The organism is Qipengyuania sp. L-5Y, from assembly GCF_056859455.1.
Map to the genome: position 1 here is coordinate 101,320 of NZ_JBSXOM010000030.1, position 13,671 is coordinate 114,990.

Sequence of the window (13,671 nt, forward strand, 5' to 3'; positions counted from 1 at the left end):
AATCGATCAGCCAACGCCTGCGGCGACCCTTGCGTTGGAGTTCTTCCGTGACCAGCTTCCTGCCCCTGACGATTTACCCGGCGATATAGTATGCTGCGCACGCCATTTGGTTCCGAAATGAAATGGGTGGGAACACTGTGCTGTCATGTGCGTTGTGCGAAGCACGTTCGGGATCGAATTTTTCCGCTGCTGCGTCTGTTCAGAGGCCCTGGCGGGAATTCTAAGAGGGCAATATCTTTTAAGCCATGACATCACACACGCCGAGAAATCCGCAGCGGCAACCCGCCAGCGGTTCACCTGCCGCTTCCAGCGGGTCCGGAAAAGAAAAAGACCCTGACTGGGCCAACGGCCTCAAGCAGCTCTACGACTCGGTAGTCGAAGAGCCGCTGCCTGACAGCTTTCAGGATCTGATCGACAAGCTGGATTCCAATAGCTGATGCCGCCCGAAGAACGGACGGCCTCCGAAAAAGCCGATTTCAAGCGTGAACTGACCGACGTCGTGCCCCACCTTCGTGCGTTTGCACGCGGTCTTTGCGGGCGCGCCGACATGGCGGACGACCTGGTGCAGGAGACGCTGCTGAAGGCGTGGGCCGCACAGGAGCGTTTTCAGCCCGGTACAAGCATGCGGGCCTGGACCTTCGTCATTCTGCGCAACGCCTATCTGACAGATATGCGCCGCAACCGTTTTCGCGGGGAGTATGACGAAACCGTTGCAGAGCGCGTGCTGACAGCGCCTGCCGGACAGGAAGAACCCATCCATTTGTCGGATATGCACAGGGCGTTGCTTACCCTTCCACCGGAACGGCGCGAAGCGCTGCTGTTGGTTGGCGCCGGCGGTTTTTCCTACGAAGAAGCAGCGACTATCTGCGACTGCGCGGTCGGCACGATCAAGAGCCGTGTGGGACGAGCGCGCGCTGCACTCAATGCGATGCTGGCGGATGGAAACATTCCCAAGCGGTCGATCGGGGATGATGCCGCCCACCGCGCAATTCTCGAAGAATTGGACGATGTGGCCGCAGGGCAGGGTTCCAGCCGTAGCTAGATTATCTTTGCCTTCGGGCCGCTTGTCACATCTTGCAGCGCGAGGCAGATAGTCTGTTATGAACGAGACGGAGTCACCTCAGCAAGGCGATGCGCCGGCGATACCACGCCGGTCGCGTCGTCGTGCTTTTGCCGAGCAGGAACTGCGCCTTATTTCCTCGCTCGTCTTGCTGATCGGGTTAGGTCTTTTCTTTGCCTTGCCATTCGTCCTTTCGATCGGCTCCGTGGTTTTTCTGCCGGTGGTAACCGCGCTGGTCCTTACGGTTATTCTGTCGCCACTGGCGGACAAACTCAACGGCTGGGGCCTTCCCAACGCCCTTGCCTCATTTGCCGCTCTCATCATCTTTTTCGCAATTCTGGTGCTGGCACTGGCAACGATCCTGCAGCCGGCAATCGCGCTGTTCGACGATGTTCCGGCCATGGCCCAGCAGGTAATGGCCCGCTTCGGCGAAGTTCGCGAGCAATTTGCCTGGGTCGCCTCGCTGAATAAACAGCTGGCGACATTCATGAACACCGACAGCACGCGCGAAGTGGTACTGGCGGCACCCAGCCTGCTGGAGCAGGTGGCGTTCGCCACCCCAAGTGTGGTTCTCGAAGTGGTGCTGACGCTCCTGATGGCATATTTCATGATTGAGGCACGGGTGCGCCTTCGTCAGCGGCTACTGTTCGGTCGTGCGAGTTTCGGTACCAGCATTAAGGCAGCGCGCGTCATTCGCGAAGTGCAGGACCGCGTCGCTGCGTACATTCTGACGGTCGGCTGGATCAACGCTGTGGTCGGTGTCATAGTAGCCTTGGGCGCCTGGGCCCTAGACATAGACGCGCCGATCATGTGGGGCGGTCTTGCGGCGCTGCTTAATTTCCTCCCCTATGTCGGCCCCATTGTGATGATTGCATTGCTGGGGCTTTTCGGGATCGGGACTTCGGATACAATTTTGCTGGGCCTTGTGCCGGCTCTTGCTTACCTTGCGCTACACACCGTTGAAGCAAATCTAGTAACTCCTTCCATACTCGGTGCTCGCTTCACGATGAATCCGGTCATGATCCTCATTGCGCTATCCTACTTCACGTGGATATGGGGGGTATTTGGGGCGCTGCTGTCCGTTCCGATCCTGTTGATGCTGACCGCGTTATTTGACCATATCGGCAGGCCCAATCTGGTTGGCTTTATTTTTGGCGAACCGTTATTCACTGCCAATCTTTTCGACGAAGAAGACACCGCGGAACAGGGCGCAGAATAGAAAACCCGCCGCCATTTCTGGCGACGGGCTTTAAAAACTTCACATGAAGCCTTGATCAGCCGGGATATTTCCAGGTCGTTCCGCGCGCAAGGTTTTCACTTGCGAACTTCCAGTTCAGCTTGCCGTTGACTGCATCAAGATAGGCTGGACGCGCGTTTTGATGATCCAGATAATATGCGTGTTCCCACAGGTCGATCACAAGAAGCGGATTGAATTCACCCTGATCTGCGAGCGTATCGCCATCATGGGTTTCTTCGATGCTCAGCTTGCCGCCCTTCACGGCGAGCCACACCCAGCCACTAGCGAAATGTCCGGCTCCGCGCTCGGCAAGCTTTTCCTTCAAACCGTCGGCAGACCCAAAGGCATCATCGATCATGCTCTTCAGCTCGTCGGAAGCGCCGGTTTCCTCGGCTGCCATCGAATGCCAGTAGAAACCGTGGTTCCAGCTTTGTGCCGAGTTGTTGAAGAGGCCTGCATTGCTGCCACGAGCGGCAGCAATGACGTCTTCTAGGCTCTTGTCTGCCAGATCGCCGCCTTCGATCGCCGCGTTGGTCTTGTCGATATACGCCTTGTGATGCTTACCATGATGGAACGACAGGGTCTTTGCCGATACGGCAGGCTCCAGCGCGGTGTCTTCGTAAGGCAGTTCGATCAGCTCAAAAGCCATTGATTTTCCCCTCTTGGGTTGGTGTGAAAGAATTTCGTACTCGCGTCCCTAACGTATTGGCGCGCGCGTGGTTGCACATAGCCACGATATTACGCGCGAAAAGGGGGACGGTCGGTCTTTTATTCATGCTCCAATCGGGCCATGGGTTAATCGGCAAAAGGGGATCGCGGATAGATGGCACGCAAATTTTTCGGTACCGATGGCATTCGCGGTCGCACGAACGAAGGAGCAATGACGGCCGCTACTGTCATGCGCGTCGGGCAGGCTGCCGGCACCCATTTCCTGCGCGGCGAACATCGCCACCGTGTGGTCATTGGCAAGGACACACGCTTGTCGGGTTACATGATGGAAAGCGCCCTGGTCGCAGGTTTCACCAGCGTGGGAATGGACGTCATCATGACAGGACCATTACCCACACCTGCGATCGCACTGCTGACGCGCGAAATGCGCGCCGACCTGGGCGTGATGATTTCCGCCAGCCACAATCCGTTCGAGGATAATGGCATCAAGTTGTTCGGACCGGACGGATACAAACTTTCGGACGACGCTGAAGCCGCAATCGAACTCCTGTTGGAACAGCAACCGCTGCTGGTTCAACCTGACCGCATCGGTCGTGCCCGCCGGATCGACGACGCAAGCGGGCGGTATATTCATGCCGTAAAGCAATCCATATCCTCGGAGATACGTTTCGATGGGCTCAAGGTCGTCGTCGATTGCGCTCACGGCGCAGCATACGAAGTAGCCCCTAGTGCCATATGGGAACTGGGCGCGAACGTGATCGCAATCGGCGTTTCCCCCAATGGCACCAACATCAACGATGGGGTCGGCTCGACCTCCCTCGACGCCATGCGTGAGCGCGTTGTCGAAGAAGGTGCCGATATCGGCATCGCACTGGATGGGGACGCGGACAGGCTGATAGTTATCGACGAGAAAGGCAACACCGTTGATGGGGATCAGATCATGGGTCTGATCGCTACCCGCCTTCACGATCAAGGCGCACTAAGGGGTGGCGGTGTCGTCGCCACCGTCATGTCGAACCTTGGTCTCGAACGATATTTGCAAAGCATGGGCCTGGCGCTTGAGCGCACCAAGGTAGGCGATCGTTACGTACTTGAACGCATGCGTGCTGGAGGTTTCAACCTTGGCGGCGAGCAATCGGGACATATGATCCTGACCGACCATGCCACGACTGGCGATGGGACCATGGCCGCGCTCAGCGTACTGGCAAGTTTGGTGCGCACGGGCAAACCAGCCAGCGAATTGCTTCATGTCTTCGATCCGGTACCACAGCTTCTCAAGAACGTCCGCTACTCTGGCAGCACACCTCTGGAGAATGCAGTGGTCAAACAGACGATCTCCGATGCCGAAAACGAACTGGCGGGCAAGGGCCGCCTTGTCATTCGTGCGTCCGGTACCGAGCCGGTCATCCGTGTCATGGCCGAAGGTGACGATGCAGCTCAGGTCGAGGCGGTAGTCGACCGGATTTGCGAAGCCGTAAAGGCTGCCGCCTGATGCTTGAGATGCGACCCGAATGCGAGCGGTGCGGCACTGGACTGCCTGCCGAAGGCGCCGGAGCCTTCATCTGCAGTTTAGAATGCACCTTTTGCGCGACATGTGCTGACGAACTCGATGACATCTGCCCCAATTGCAAGGGTGAGCTCATGGACCGACCGACACGCCCCAAGAGGCTTCACGATAAATTCCCCCCAACCATCCTGCGCGCTCAGGGCACTTCGACAGGCGCCGGATGAGCGAGAACGCTCCCCCTCCCCCCCGCATATTGTCCATAGCCGGCTCGGACAGCTCAGGCGGCGCCGGCATTCAGGCAGACATCAAGACGATCACGATGCTGGGCGGTTATGCCATGACCGCCATCACCGCTGTAACGGCGCAAAACACCTGTGGTGTCGTGGGCGTGGAAGCGCTTTCGCCCCAGTACGTTCTCGATCAGGTGGAAAGCTGCCTGTCCGACATCGGTGCTGATGCAATCAAGATCGGTATGCTTGGTTCGCCCGAGACAGCAACCTTGCTTGCTGAGCGGCTCGATACCTTTGCAGGACCTATCGTTTTCGATCCGGTCATGGTCGCCACCAGCGGGTCGATCCTGGCCGATGAAGACACCATCGCCAGCTTCGCGGCGCTGATGGACATCGCCACTGTCGTCACCCCCAACCTGCCCGAACTGGGCGTGCTGGCCGGGCGGGATGCGATCGCCGATGACGAGGTGTTCGATGCGGCAGCAGCGCTCGCCAGCCGTTTCGGGGTCCAAGTGCTGGCGAAGGGCGGCCATGCGGGCGACGAAACGCAGGTCGTCGACCGGATCGTGTCGCCCACCGGCAAGTTAGCCAGCTTCGCCCATGCGCGGATCCAGACGCGGCATACGCATGGGACGGGGTGTACGCTGTCTTCGGCGCTGGCGACCATGCTTGGATATCGCCAGCCGCTGGTCAACGCCGTGCGCATTGCGCGCGCCTTCACCTATGCCGCGATAGAGAATGCGCCCGGCTTCGGAGAGGGATCGGGCCCGATGGGACATCAGGCGGTCCGCAAGTTGGAACCGCCCGAAGAAATCCCTCGCTAGAGTTCGTAGAAGGCGCTGATGTGATCCCAGGCTTCCTGGGCATCTTCGCACCAGCGGAACAGATCGAGATCCTTCCTGGATATCGTTCCTTCGTCGGCCAGCGCCTCGAAATCGATGACGCGCGTCCAGAAATCCTTGCCGAACAGGAGGATCGGCATCGGCTTCATCTTGCCGGTCTGGATAAGCGTGAGAAGTTCGAAAAATTCATCGAACGTGCCGAAGCCGCCCGGGAAGACCGCAACCGCCTTGGCGCGCAGGAGGAAATGCATCTTGCGCAGCGCAAAGTAGTGGAAGTTCAGCGATAGATACGGCGTCACATACTGGTTCGGCGCCTGTTCGTGCGGCAGGATTATGTTGAGCCCGACGCTTTCGGCACCCGCATCGCTGGCGCCCTTGTTGGCCGCTTCCATGATCGACGGACCGCCGCCAGAGCACACCACGAACTGGCGCTTCCCATTTTCGATGATCGAACGTTCGGAAGCGATCCGCGCCAGCTTGTACGCTTCGGTGTAATACTTGCTCTTCTTGACGAGGTTTTCGACGACCCGCCGTTCGTCTTCTGGCAGGTCCTTGGCCCCTTCGAGCGCCGCTTCGCAGGCATCTTCGGGAGGAATGCGCGCGCTGCCGTACATCACCAGCGTGGAGCCCACGCCCGCTTCGTCGAGCAGCATTTCCGGCTTCAGCAGTTCGAGCTGAAATCGCACCGGGCGCAATTCATCGCGCAGGAGAAAGTCCGTATCCTGAAATGCCAGTTTATAGGCAGGATGGGCCGTCTGCGGCGTTTGCAGCTGCGTTTTTTCGAATTCGGCTTCTTTGTCGGCCGGATAGAACTTGCGATCAGACAGATCGCGTTCGCTTTTCTTGTCGGTCATGGGCAGCGCGATAGGGCGCAGGCAAGCTGCGCACAAGCGCTGAAGGACAAGGAAATGGCAGGGGTGACAGGATTCGAACCCGTGGCCCTCGGTTTTGGAGACCGATGCTCTACCAGCTGAGCTACACCCCTGCAGGAAGGGCGCGCATTAGTATGGCCGCCGACACTTGGCAAGGCGCATATCGCTTGTTGAGATGAAGTGCTATTATTCCAGCCTATGCATGCTCCCGTTTCGCCCCCAATTCCGATCGAACTTCTGCTGCGCGCCTATCGTGGCGGCGTTTTCCCAATGGCCGACCACCGCAGCGATCCCGAAGTCTACTGGGTGGAGCCGCGGGAGCGAGCGATCATTCCGCTAGACGGGTTTCGTCTTTCGAAAAGCCTGAAGAAAGTGCTGCGGCAAGATCGCTTTCACGTCACTTGCGACACCCGTTTCGCCGATGTGATTGGCGAATGCGCCGCCCCGCGCGAGGAACATGCCGAAAGCTGGATCAGCCACAGGATCGAGGCGAGCTACCGCGCGCTGCATGCAGCCGGACACGCCCATTCCATCGAATGCTGGCAGGACGGAGAGCTGGTCGGCGGGCTCTACGGCGTCAGTTTCGAGCGGGTATTTTGCGGCGAAAGCATGTTCAGCCGCACCGCCGATGCCAGCAAAGTCGCTCTGGCATGGCTTGTCGCGGCGATGCGTCAGGCAGGTTTTGTCCTGCTCGACTGCCAGTTCATGACCGATCATCTGGCCACCATGGGGGCCGTCGCCGTACCGCAATCGCGGTATATGGACATGCTGATCGCCGCAGACGGCTATCCCGCAGCGTCGCTACCCGACGCCGTCGCGCGATTCGCAGCCTCTTCTTCGCCCGGGAAATCCATCGCACAGTCCTTGACCCAGACGTCGTAGATCGGGTGTTCCACGACATTCAGGCTGGGCGAATTCTTGAACAGCCAGCCTGAAAAGACTTTCGCGAACTGGTCTTCGGTGCCGCGTTGCCTGACGAGCAGTTGCACGAATGCGCCCGTTTCCTTCGGCATTTCCCAGGGAGCCGTACGCTCGCACGCCTGAAGGCGGACTATGACGTCGCCGATGCGCTGTTCTTCGCCGGGACGCATTTCGAGATCCTGGCTGACATTGTTGCGTTTGTTGAGGAGGCCGAGCGTCGCGACCCGTTCCGCCATGGGTGTGCCGATATTCGCTTCGTCGGCAGGCTGCACAGGCGTTTCCGCCTGCTGCACGCTTTCCGGGATCGTCGTCCGGATGGCATCTTCGGGTTCGGCAGTTTCCTGCCCGCAGGCCGCAAGAGCCGCCGTCGCAGCGACAAGGGCGAATGCCCTGCGCATGGTCACGCCTCTGGCGACCAGGCTTCGTAGTCGCCTGTAGCCTTGGCCCGCTTGCCACCCATTTCCAGCGCACCGGCAGGGCGGTAGGCGCCTACCGTGCCAGTGGCATTCGGAGTATAATCGGCTTCCCAGATACGAGCAGGCGGAAGATTGCTTTCCGGTATGTCGTCGAACGCCCCATGGAGCCAGCCGTGCCATTCACTCGGAACGCGGCTTGCGTCATTGGTGCCTTCGTAAATGACCCAGCGACGTTCCCGGCCGTCACCGGTCTTCTTCTTCGAACGATAATAGCGGTTGCCCTGCACATCTGTGCCGACATGCTCCCCATTGCGTGAGGACCACAGGAGAGTGCCGATCGTGGCGCCGTCCCACCAGGTGAAAATCTTGCCGAGGAAGTTCATGGTCGCGCGGTTAGCGGATTCGCACGCGGTGGCCAAGCCATTCGATGATCACCATTCCACCAAATCGCCCGGCTCTATGCCAAGTTCCTGTGCCCGGCCGCCGCGCAATTCGAGCACACCGAGCACCGGACCGACGGAATAGACCGATTCGAGCGAATAAGGCTCTGCCATCGCGGCGATGTTGGAAATCCGCCGATCCGGACCGATGAAGATGATGTCGAGCGGCAGCGGCGTGTTCTTCATCCAGAAGCTCTGCGCCGTCACCCCGCCATAGGGGAAGATCATGCCTTCGAAATCACCGAGTTCGGTGCGAAACATCAGTCCCCGCGCCTGAGATTCGGGCGTATCGGCGACTTCGACCTTGAAGCCGATTCGTTCGTCCCCACTCGTCACGGTCAGCGGCACCACCCGCAAACCGGATATCGGATGATTGGCAGCCGCCGCGGTGCCAGCGGCAGTCGGCCCCTTGTCCGCCGAGGCTTCGGCCTGGGTCTGGGGCGAGCAGGCGCCCAGCGCGGCCAGCATGGCGAGAGCGCAGCCCGATCCCCTCAGCCGAGTTCGTCCGAAGCTTCCGTGACCCATTCTTCCAGTTCCTCGACCGTGGACGCTTCTATGACGCGCCGTGCCATGTCGAAATCATGGCCCGCCCTGACCACTGCGGCAAGCTGCTTTTCACGAAGTTTGCGGGCGTCTTCGGCGCCCGCTTCGCCCAATCGGCCGAACGGCCCGAACCGGCGTTTGCGGGCGAGAACCACAACCGCCTGTCGCATGCGGGCTTCGTCCGGTTGCAGGGCTTCGCGAAGATCCTCCGCGATGCCGGCGGACCGCAGGGTCTGTTCGACACGCCGCCCGCCATAGCCGCGGGCGACCAGATCGTTGGCCTTGGCGCGGCCATAGGCTTCGTCGTCGACATAGCCCTTGTCCACGAAGCTGGAAATCAGCGTTTCGATGTCGGGTTCTTCGCCATCGACAAATCCGCGCTCGTGCAATTTACGCCTGAGGTAGGTCCGCAGCTTGCCCGCGCTCGTCGCAAATCGCGCCACATAGGCGAGCGCCAATTCTTCCAGTCGATTGCGATCAAGCGGTTTTGCGCGGCGGCGAGTGTGACCAGATGTTGCGCGTTCATCATTCATCGGCCATATTCCTGCCACAGTCCTTTAAGAATGGGAAACGTGGGAGAGTGCGCAGCCGCCGGTTTGCGCATTAACAGCGCAATGAGGTAAGCCGTAAGGCACCAGCTATTCACGGGTATCGCCGAAAATTATGACCGACGCCGAAATTTCGCCGACGCCGAACGATTGCGACCTGCCGCGTCGCCGTTCGGATTTCGCGACCTTCAACGAAGCCATCGACTACGCTGCGCGGAGTGCGAAGGGTCTCAACTTCCATGACATGCGTGGCACGCTGGAATGCAGTTACCCCTATGTGCAGATGCGCGAGGATGCGATCCAGGGTGCATACCGCCTGGTTGCGATGGGCATCGAAAAGGAAGACCGCGTCGCAATCGTCGCGGAAACCAGCCCGGAATTCGCGGCGCTTTTCTGCGCCTGTACCCTGATGGGGGCATGGCCGGTTCCGCTGCCGCTGCCGACCACCTTCGGCGGCAAGGAAAGCTATATCGACCAGCTTTCCGTTCAGTTGCAGAGTTCCGATCCCAAAATCCTGATTTATCCGGGCGAGATCGCGGACATGGCCAAGGCCGCCGCCGATCGCCAGGGCTGCGCGGGCGAAAGCTGGGAAGATTTCAACCAGCGCCCTGCGCCCCAGGCCGAGCTTCCCGAAGCGAAGCCGGAAGACATCTGCTATCTGCAATATTCATCCGGATCGACCCGCTTTCCCACAGGCGTTGCGGTAACCCACGAAGCGCTGCTGCACAATCTGCGCGGCCATGCGGAATCGATGGAAATCGGCACGAACGACCGCGTGGTCAGCTGGCTGCCGTGGTATCACGACATGGGCCTGGTGGGCTGTTTCCTGTCGCTGATCGCCAACCAGGTTTCGGTCGATTATCTCAAGACCGAACATTTTGCGCGCCGCCCGCTTGCATGGCTCGATCTGATCAGCCGCAACAAGGGCACCACGCTGAGCTATTCGCCGACATTCGGTTACGACATCTGCGCACGCCGCATTTCGAGCCAGACGCATGTCGAGGATCGGTTCGACCTGTCGCGCTGGCGGGTTGCAGGCAACGGGGCCGACATGATCCGCCCCGACGTGATGCAGAACTTCGTCAACGCCTTTGCGGATGCAGGCTTTCAGGCGAGCAGTTTCAATCCCAGCTACGGCCTGGCCGAGGCGACGCTTGCCGTTACCGTCATGCCCCCGGGCGAAGGCATCCGGGTCGAACTGGTCGAGGAAGAGCGCCTGTCGGGGCGCCCGCGCGACCTGTCAAAGCCCGCGCGGTATCGCGCCATCGTGAACTGCGGCAAGCCGATCCCGGGCATGGAAGTCGAAATCCGCGGGGAGAACGACCAGATTCGCGGCGATCACCAGATCGGCAAGGTCTGGTGCCGCGGCAAGAGCGTTATGCATTCCTATTTCCGCAACGAGGAAGCCACCAACGACTGCCTGGTCGATGGCTGGCTGGACACGGGCGACATGGGATACATGGCCGACAATTACCTGTTCATCGTGGGCCGTGCGAAGGACATGATCATCATCAACGGCAAGAACCTGTGGCCGCAGGACATCGAATGGGCGGTCGAGCAATTGCCGGGCTTCAACCACGGCGACATCGCGGCCTTTTCCATCGATACCGAAGGCGGTGAAGAAGCGCCTGCCGTGCTGGTCCACTGCCGGGTGTCCGACCCCGAGGAACGGATCAAGCTGCGCGACCAGATCGCGGACAAGGTGCGCGGCGTGACCGGCATGAGCTGCGTTGTCGAACTGGTCCCCCCGCGCACCCTGCCCCGCACCAGTTCCGGCAAGCTGAGCCGGGCGAAAGCGAAGAAGCAGTACCTGTCAGGAGAGATCACCCCGCTCGACCTGGCTGCCTGAGGATTTTCCGGCAGCAGAATTGCCTTGCGCTTGCCCGCCAGGGCGCGGCACTATCGCCGCGCCGGGTGACAGTGCGCTTGAAGATCGTGTATTGCCACCCTAATACAGGATCATAGCCGCTTGGAGAGACCTGCGCCCATGAGCGATACGAAAACGCAGACTGCCACCGAAACCGCGTTCGACCTGACGCCCCCCGATCCGGTGCCCGAGGTCAAGCCGGAGAAGGCTGCCGGGCTGGTGCCGGTTTCGGACGAGGTGAAGAGCAAGCTGGAAACCAAGGTCGACGGCTTCGTCGAAGACCTGATTTCGCAGGATGCGAATTCGCCGGAGTTCGGCAAGAAGGTCGACCAGCTCACCAATATGGGCCGCAAGGAAATCATGGCTGCGGCCGGTATGTCCAACCGTTTCCTGGACCGCCCGGTGCGGGCCATGGACAAGGACGAAGGCGTCGGCGCCAATCTGGCCGAATTGCGCCGGGTCGTCGAAGATCTCGATCCGGGCAAGCGCGGCAAGCTGGCCGGCCCGCGCAAGATCCTCGGCATCATTCCGTTCGGCAACAAGCTGACCAATTATTTCCGCAGCTACCAGAGCGCGCAGACGCATATCCAGTCGATCCTCAACAACCTTGCCAGCGGCAAGGACGAGCTGATCATGGACAATGCCGCGATCGACGTGGAGCGGCAGAAGCTGTGGGAGGCGATGGGCAATCTGGAACAGATGATCCATATCTCCAACACGCTGGACCAGAAGCTGGAAGACAAGGCCGCCGAACTCGACGCGACCGATCCGGCCAAGGCCAAGGCGGTTCGCGAAACCGCGCTGTTCTATGTCCGCCAGCGCACGCAGGACCTGCTCACGCAGATGGCGGTCAGCGTGCAGGGTTATCTCGCGCTCGACCTCGTGAAGAAGAACAATGTCGAGCTGGTCAAAGGGGTGGACCGCGCCAGCACCACGACCGTGGGTGCGCTGCGCACCGCGGTAACCGTGGCCGAAGCGATGACGAACCAGCGCCTGGTGCTGGGACAGATCACGGCCCTGAACGAAACGACTGCGGGCATCATCGATTCCACCAGCACTCTGCTGCGCGACCAGACCGGCAAGATTCACGAACAGGCCGCCGCGAGCACGATCCCGCTGGAAACGCTGCAGCGCGCGTTCCAGAACATCTACGACACGATGGACGAGGTCGACAGCTTCAAGCTGCGCGCGCTCGACAGCATGAAGCAGACGGTTACGCTGCTGACCGACGAGGTCGAGAAGTCGAAGGGCTATATCGCACGCGCCGAAGGCCAGGCGCAGGCCCAGAAGCAGGTTGCCGAAAGCGGCCTGCTGAGCATCGAGGGCTGAGGGCGGCATCGTGAACGACCTCACCCGCGACAGCGACCGGATATTGTCCGAAAGCAAGGCGCTGGTGCGCGACAACCGCGAAGGCGGCCGCCACCGGCGCGCGCCCTCGATCGGGCAGGGCTCGGCCAAGGCCAAGCGCGATCATCTGCTGAAGAAGGTCCGCAACGTCGTGATCGCGGTGTTTGCGATCTGGCTGGCAAGCGGTGTCGCCGGAGCGATCTTCAGCGGCATCGGTTTCTGGGGCGTGATGGGTGTGCTGGTGGCCAGCATCATCGCGATTGCGGTGTTTTCCAGCTATCCGAAAATGGGCACGCCCAAGCGGGCGGACATCAACAAGGGCAACGTCCGGCAGATGGTCGGCCGCACCGAATTGTGGCTCGAAGCGCAGCGCCCCGCCCTCCCTGCGCCAGCCGCGCGGATAATCGACGACATGGGCGTGCAGCTCGATGCGCTGGGCCTGCAGCTCGAAGGGCTCGACCAGAACCACCCCAAGGCACGCGAAGTGCGCAGTCTGGTGGGAGAACAGCTGCCCGAGATGATCGACAGCTACCGCCGCATCCCTGCCCATCTGCGCAACGAACAGCGCGCCGGTTCTACGCCGGACGAGCAATTGACCGACAGCCTCGGCAAGATCAGCGGCGAAATCGATTCCATCACCCGGCAGCTTGCGGAAGGCTCGCTCGACGATCTCGCGATCAAGCACCGCTATCTGGATTACAAATTCGGCGAAGGGGCCCAGACGAGCCCGCAATTGGAGAACAAGAGCTGATGCGCGTTCCTATTCCCCACGACATCGGCAAGGAAGAGGTGCGGCGGCGCCTCCACGCACGCAGCCATGAAATCGGCCAGTTCGTTCCCGGGGGCGTGGCGGATGTGCAGACGGCCTGGCCGAACGAGGACCGGATGGACTTGTCGGTCAAGGCCATGGGTCAGGGCATCGACGGCAGCGTCATCATCGAGGATGCGCAGGTTATCTTCGAAGTAAACCTGCCCCCGGCGCTTTCGTTCGTCGAACCCATGGTAGCGAGTGCTATCCGCCAGCAAGGGCAAAAGCTGATCGCGCCGAAGTAACCAGGCGCGCTGCACAGTCGAAATTTCGTTTCTCAGGAACCATTTGCAACCCCGTTCGCTTTGCGTCGAGGAAGGGCGTGCATTCGGCCATCGATTGTTTATTGCATCCGCTTCCGTGG

Annotated in this window: 17 protein-coding genes and 1 tRNA gene; 11 read left to right on the top strand and 7 right to left on the bottom strand. The window is 60.4% G+C overall.

Annotated elements, in window-relative coordinates; all coding sequences use genetic code 11:
- Window positions 1–245 precede the first annotated feature (245 nt).
- Genes AC13F2_RS10540 through AC13F2_RS10550 form a run of 3 tightly spaced genes read left to right on the top strand, consistent with a single transcriptional unit; the run spans window position 246 to window position 2,279 of the window.
- Window positions 246–437 carry a NepR family anti-sigma factor gene (locus tag AC13F2_RS10540; RefSeq protein WP_103024500.1) on the top strand — a complete coding sequence of 64 codons (192 nt, stop codon included), beginning with the start codon at window positions 246–248 and terminating at the stop codon, window positions 435–437.
- Entirely contained in the window at window positions 437–1,042 is a 606-nt protein-coding gene (locus AC13F2_RS10545) for a sigma-70 family RNA polymerase sigma factor (protein WP_103024499.1), read from the top strand. Before AC13F2_RS10540 ends, AC13F2_RS10545 begins: the two co-directional genes overlap by 1 nt.
- Before the next feature lie 58 nt (window positions 1,043–1,100).
- A complete protein-coding gene (locus AC13F2_RS10550) occupies window positions 1,101–2,279 on the top strand; it encodes an AI-2E family transporter (protein ID WP_196847670.1) in 1,179 nt (392 codons plus the stop codon).
- A gap of 55 nt (window positions 2,280–2,334) precedes the next feature.
- On the opposite strand, the gene AC13F2_RS10555 is transcribed toward AC13F2_RS10550, so the two are convergent.
- Complete coding sequence (locus tag AC13F2_RS10555) at window positions 2,335–2,946, bottom strand: superoxide dismutase (protein WP_482964589.1); 612 nt, start codon at window positions 2,944–2,946, stop codon at window positions 2,335–2,337.
- A 174-nt stretch (window positions 2,947–3,120) separates the two neighbouring features.
- On the opposite strand from AC13F2_RS10555, the gene glmM reads away from it, so the two are divergent.
- From glmM to thiD, 3 genes are read left to right on the top strand one after another with little or no spacing between them, the layout of a single operon-like run.
- Entirely contained in the window at window positions 3,121–4,458 is a 1,338-nt protein-coding gene (glmM, locus tag AC13F2_RS10560; RefSeq protein ID WP_482964590.1) for a phosphoglucosamine mutase, read from the top strand.
- Window positions 4,458–4,697 carry a DUF1272 domain-containing protein gene (locus AC13F2_RS10565; protein ID WP_482964591.1) on the top strand — a complete coding sequence of 80 codons (240 nt, stop codon included), beginning with the start codon at window positions 4,458–4,460 and terminating at the stop codon, window positions 4,695–4,697. The genes glmM and AC13F2_RS10565 overlap by 1 nt, the downstream gene beginning before the upstream one ends.
- Window positions 4,694–5,527 (top strand): bifunctional hydroxymethylpyrimidine kinase/phosphomethylpyrimidine kinase, encoded by an 834-nt coding sequence (gene thiD, locus AC13F2_RS10570; protein WP_482964592.1) that lies wholly within the window; start codon window positions 4,694–4,696, stop codon window positions 5,525–5,527. Before AC13F2_RS10565 ends, thiD begins: the two co-directional genes overlap by 4 nt.
- Here the strand turns inward: thiD and AC13F2_RS10575 are convergent.
- Both AC13F2_RS10575 and AC13F2_RS10580 read right to left on the bottom strand, forming a co-directional pair.
- Entirely contained in the window at window positions 5,524–6,399 is an 876-nt protein-coding gene (locus AC13F2_RS10575) for an LOG family protein (protein WP_103024493.1), read from the bottom strand. The two genes, thiD and AC13F2_RS10575, sit on opposite strands and share 4 nt — an antisense overlap.
- 55 nt (window positions 6,400–6,454) lie before the next feature.
- Window positions 6,455–6,530: transfer RNA gene (locus tag AC13F2_RS10580), tRNA-Trp, on the bottom strand.
- An 85-nt stretch (window positions 6,531–6,615) separates the two neighbouring features.
- Between AC13F2_RS10580 and aat the strand changes: the two genes are divergently transcribed.
- Window positions 6,616–7,299, top strand: coding sequence for a leucyl/phenylalanyl-tRNA--protein transferase (gene aat / locus AC13F2_RS10585; RefSeq protein WP_482964593.1), 684 nt, complete (start codon window positions 6,616–6,618; stop codon window positions 7,297–7,299).
- Here the strand turns inward: aat and AC13F2_RS10590 are convergent.
- The 4 genes from AC13F2_RS10590 to AC13F2_RS10605 are packed head-to-tail and all read right to left on the bottom strand — an operon-like array spanning window position 7,203 to window position 9,270.
- A complete protein-coding gene (locus AC13F2_RS10590) occupies window positions 7,203–7,736 on the bottom strand; it encodes a DUF2155 domain-containing protein (protein WP_103024590.1) in 534 nt (177 codons plus the stop codon). The two genes, aat and AC13F2_RS10590, sit on opposite strands and share 97 nt — an antisense overlap.
- Window positions 7,737–7,738: 2 nt before the next feature.
- Window positions 7,739–8,137 carry an NADH:ubiquinone oxidoreductase subunit NDUFA12 gene (locus AC13F2_RS10595; protein WP_103024491.1) on the bottom strand — a complete coding sequence of 133 codons (399 nt, stop codon included), beginning with the start codon at window positions 8,135–8,137 and terminating at the stop codon, window positions 7,739–7,741.
- Between the two features lie 48 nt (window positions 8,138–8,185).
- Window positions 8,186–8,719 (bottom strand): DUF192 domain-containing protein, encoded by a 534-nt coding sequence (locus AC13F2_RS10600; protein WP_482964594.1) that lies wholly within the window; start codon window positions 8,717–8,719, stop codon window positions 8,186–8,188.
- A complete protein-coding gene (locus AC13F2_RS10605) occupies window positions 8,686–9,270 on the bottom strand; it encodes a regulatory protein RecX (RefSeq protein ID WP_482964595.1) in 585 nt (194 codons plus the stop codon). Before AC13F2_RS10605 ends, AC13F2_RS10600 begins: the two co-directional genes overlap by 34 nt.
- Before the next feature lie 130 nt (window positions 9,271–9,400).
- Between AC13F2_RS10605 and AC13F2_RS10610 the strand changes: the two genes are divergently transcribed.
- The 4 genes from AC13F2_RS10610 (at window position 9,401) to AC13F2_RS10625 (ending at window position 13,552) form a co-directional block, all read left to right on the top strand.
- Window positions 9,401–11,134, top strand: a complete 1,734-nt coding sequence (locus AC13F2_RS10610) for a fatty acyl-AMP ligase (RefSeq protein WP_196847661.1) — start codon at window positions 9,401–9,403, stop codon at window positions 11,132–11,134.
- 138 nt (window positions 11,135–11,272) lie between these two features.
- Window positions 11,273–12,481, top strand: coding sequence for a toxic anion resistance protein (locus AC13F2_RS10615; protein ID WP_103024487.1), 1,209 nt, complete (start codon window positions 11,273–11,275; stop codon window positions 12,479–12,481).
- Between the two features lie 10 nt (window positions 12,482–12,491).
- Entirely contained in the window at window positions 12,492–13,250 is a 759-nt protein-coding gene (locus tag AC13F2_RS10620) for a conjugal transfer protein TraF (protein WP_221597264.1), read from the top strand.
- On the top strand, window positions 13,250–13,552 hold the full coding sequence (locus AC13F2_RS10625; RefSeq protein WP_196847659.1) for a polyhydroxyalkanoic acid system family protein: 303 nt from the start codon (window positions 13,250–13,252) through the stop codon (window positions 13,550–13,552). Before AC13F2_RS10620 ends, AC13F2_RS10625 begins: the two co-directional genes overlap by 1 nt.
- Window positions 13,553–13,671: the final 119 nt, after the last annotated feature.

What these genes read in the sequence shown, in the direction of transcription:
- AC13F2_RS10540 (WP_103024500.1), top strand. Translation starts at nt 246, where the DNA reads ATGACATCACACACGCCGAGAAATCCGCAGCGGCAACCCGCCAGCGGT.
- AC13F2_RS10545 (WP_103024499.1), top strand. Translation starts at nt 437, where the DNA reads ATGCCGCCCGAAGAACGGACGGCCTCCGAAAAAGCCGATTTCAAGCGT.
- AC13F2_RS10550 (WP_196847670.1), top strand. Translation starts at nt 1,101, where the DNA reads ATGAACGAGACGGAGTCACCTCAGCAAGGCGATGCGCCGGCGATACCA.
- AC13F2_RS10555 (WP_482964589.1), bottom strand. Translation starts at nt 2,946, where the DNA reads ATGGCTTTTGAGCTGATCGAACTGCCTTACGAAGACACCGCGCTGGAG.
- glmM (WP_482964590.1), top strand. Translation starts at nt 3,121, where the DNA reads ATGGCACGCAAATTTTTCGGTACCGATGGCATTCGCGGTCGCACGAAC.
- AC13F2_RS10565 (WP_482964591.1), top strand. Translation starts at nt 4,458, where the DNA reads ATGCTTGAGATGCGACCCGAATGCGAGCGGTGCGGCACTGGACTGCCT.
- thiD (WP_482964592.1), top strand. Translation starts at nt 4,694, where the DNA reads ATGAGCGAGAACGCTCCCCCTCCCCCCCGCATATTGTCCATAGCCGGC.
- AC13F2_RS10575 (WP_103024493.1), bottom strand. Translation starts at nt 6,399, where the DNA reads ATGACCGACAAGAAAAGCGAACGCGATCTGTCTGATCGCAAGTTCTAT.
- aat (WP_482964593.1), top strand. Translation starts at nt 6,616, where the DNA reads ATGCATGCTCCCGTTTCGCCCCCAATTCCGATCGAACTTCTGCTGCGC.
- AC13F2_RS10590 (WP_103024590.1), bottom strand. Translation starts at nt 7,736, where the DNA reads ATGCGCAGGGCATTCGCCCTTGTCGCTGCGACGGCGGCTCTTGCGGCC.
- AC13F2_RS10595 (WP_103024491.1), bottom strand. Translation starts at nt 8,137, where the DNA reads ATGAACTTCCTCGGCAAGATTTTCACCTGGTGGGACGGCGCCACGATC.
- AC13F2_RS10600 (WP_482964594.1), bottom strand. Translation starts at nt 8,719, where the DNA reads ATGGGTCACGGAAGCTTCGGACGAACTCGGCTGAGGGGATCGGGCTGC.
- AC13F2_RS10605 (WP_482964595.1), bottom strand. Translation starts at nt 9,270, where the DNA reads ATGAATGATGAACGCGCAACATCTGGTCACACTCGCCGCCGCGCAAAA.
- AC13F2_RS10610 (WP_196847661.1), top strand. Translation starts at nt 9,401, where the DNA reads ATGACCGACGCCGAAATTTCGCCGACGCCGAACGATTGCGACCTGCCG.
- AC13F2_RS10615 (WP_103024487.1), top strand. Translation starts at nt 11,273, where the DNA reads ATGAGCGATACGAAAACGCAGACTGCCACCGAAACCGCGTTCGACCTG.
- AC13F2_RS10625 (WP_196847659.1), top strand. Translation starts at nt 13,250, where the DNA reads ATGCGCGTTCCTATTCCCCACGACATCGGCAAGGAAGAGGTGCGGCGG.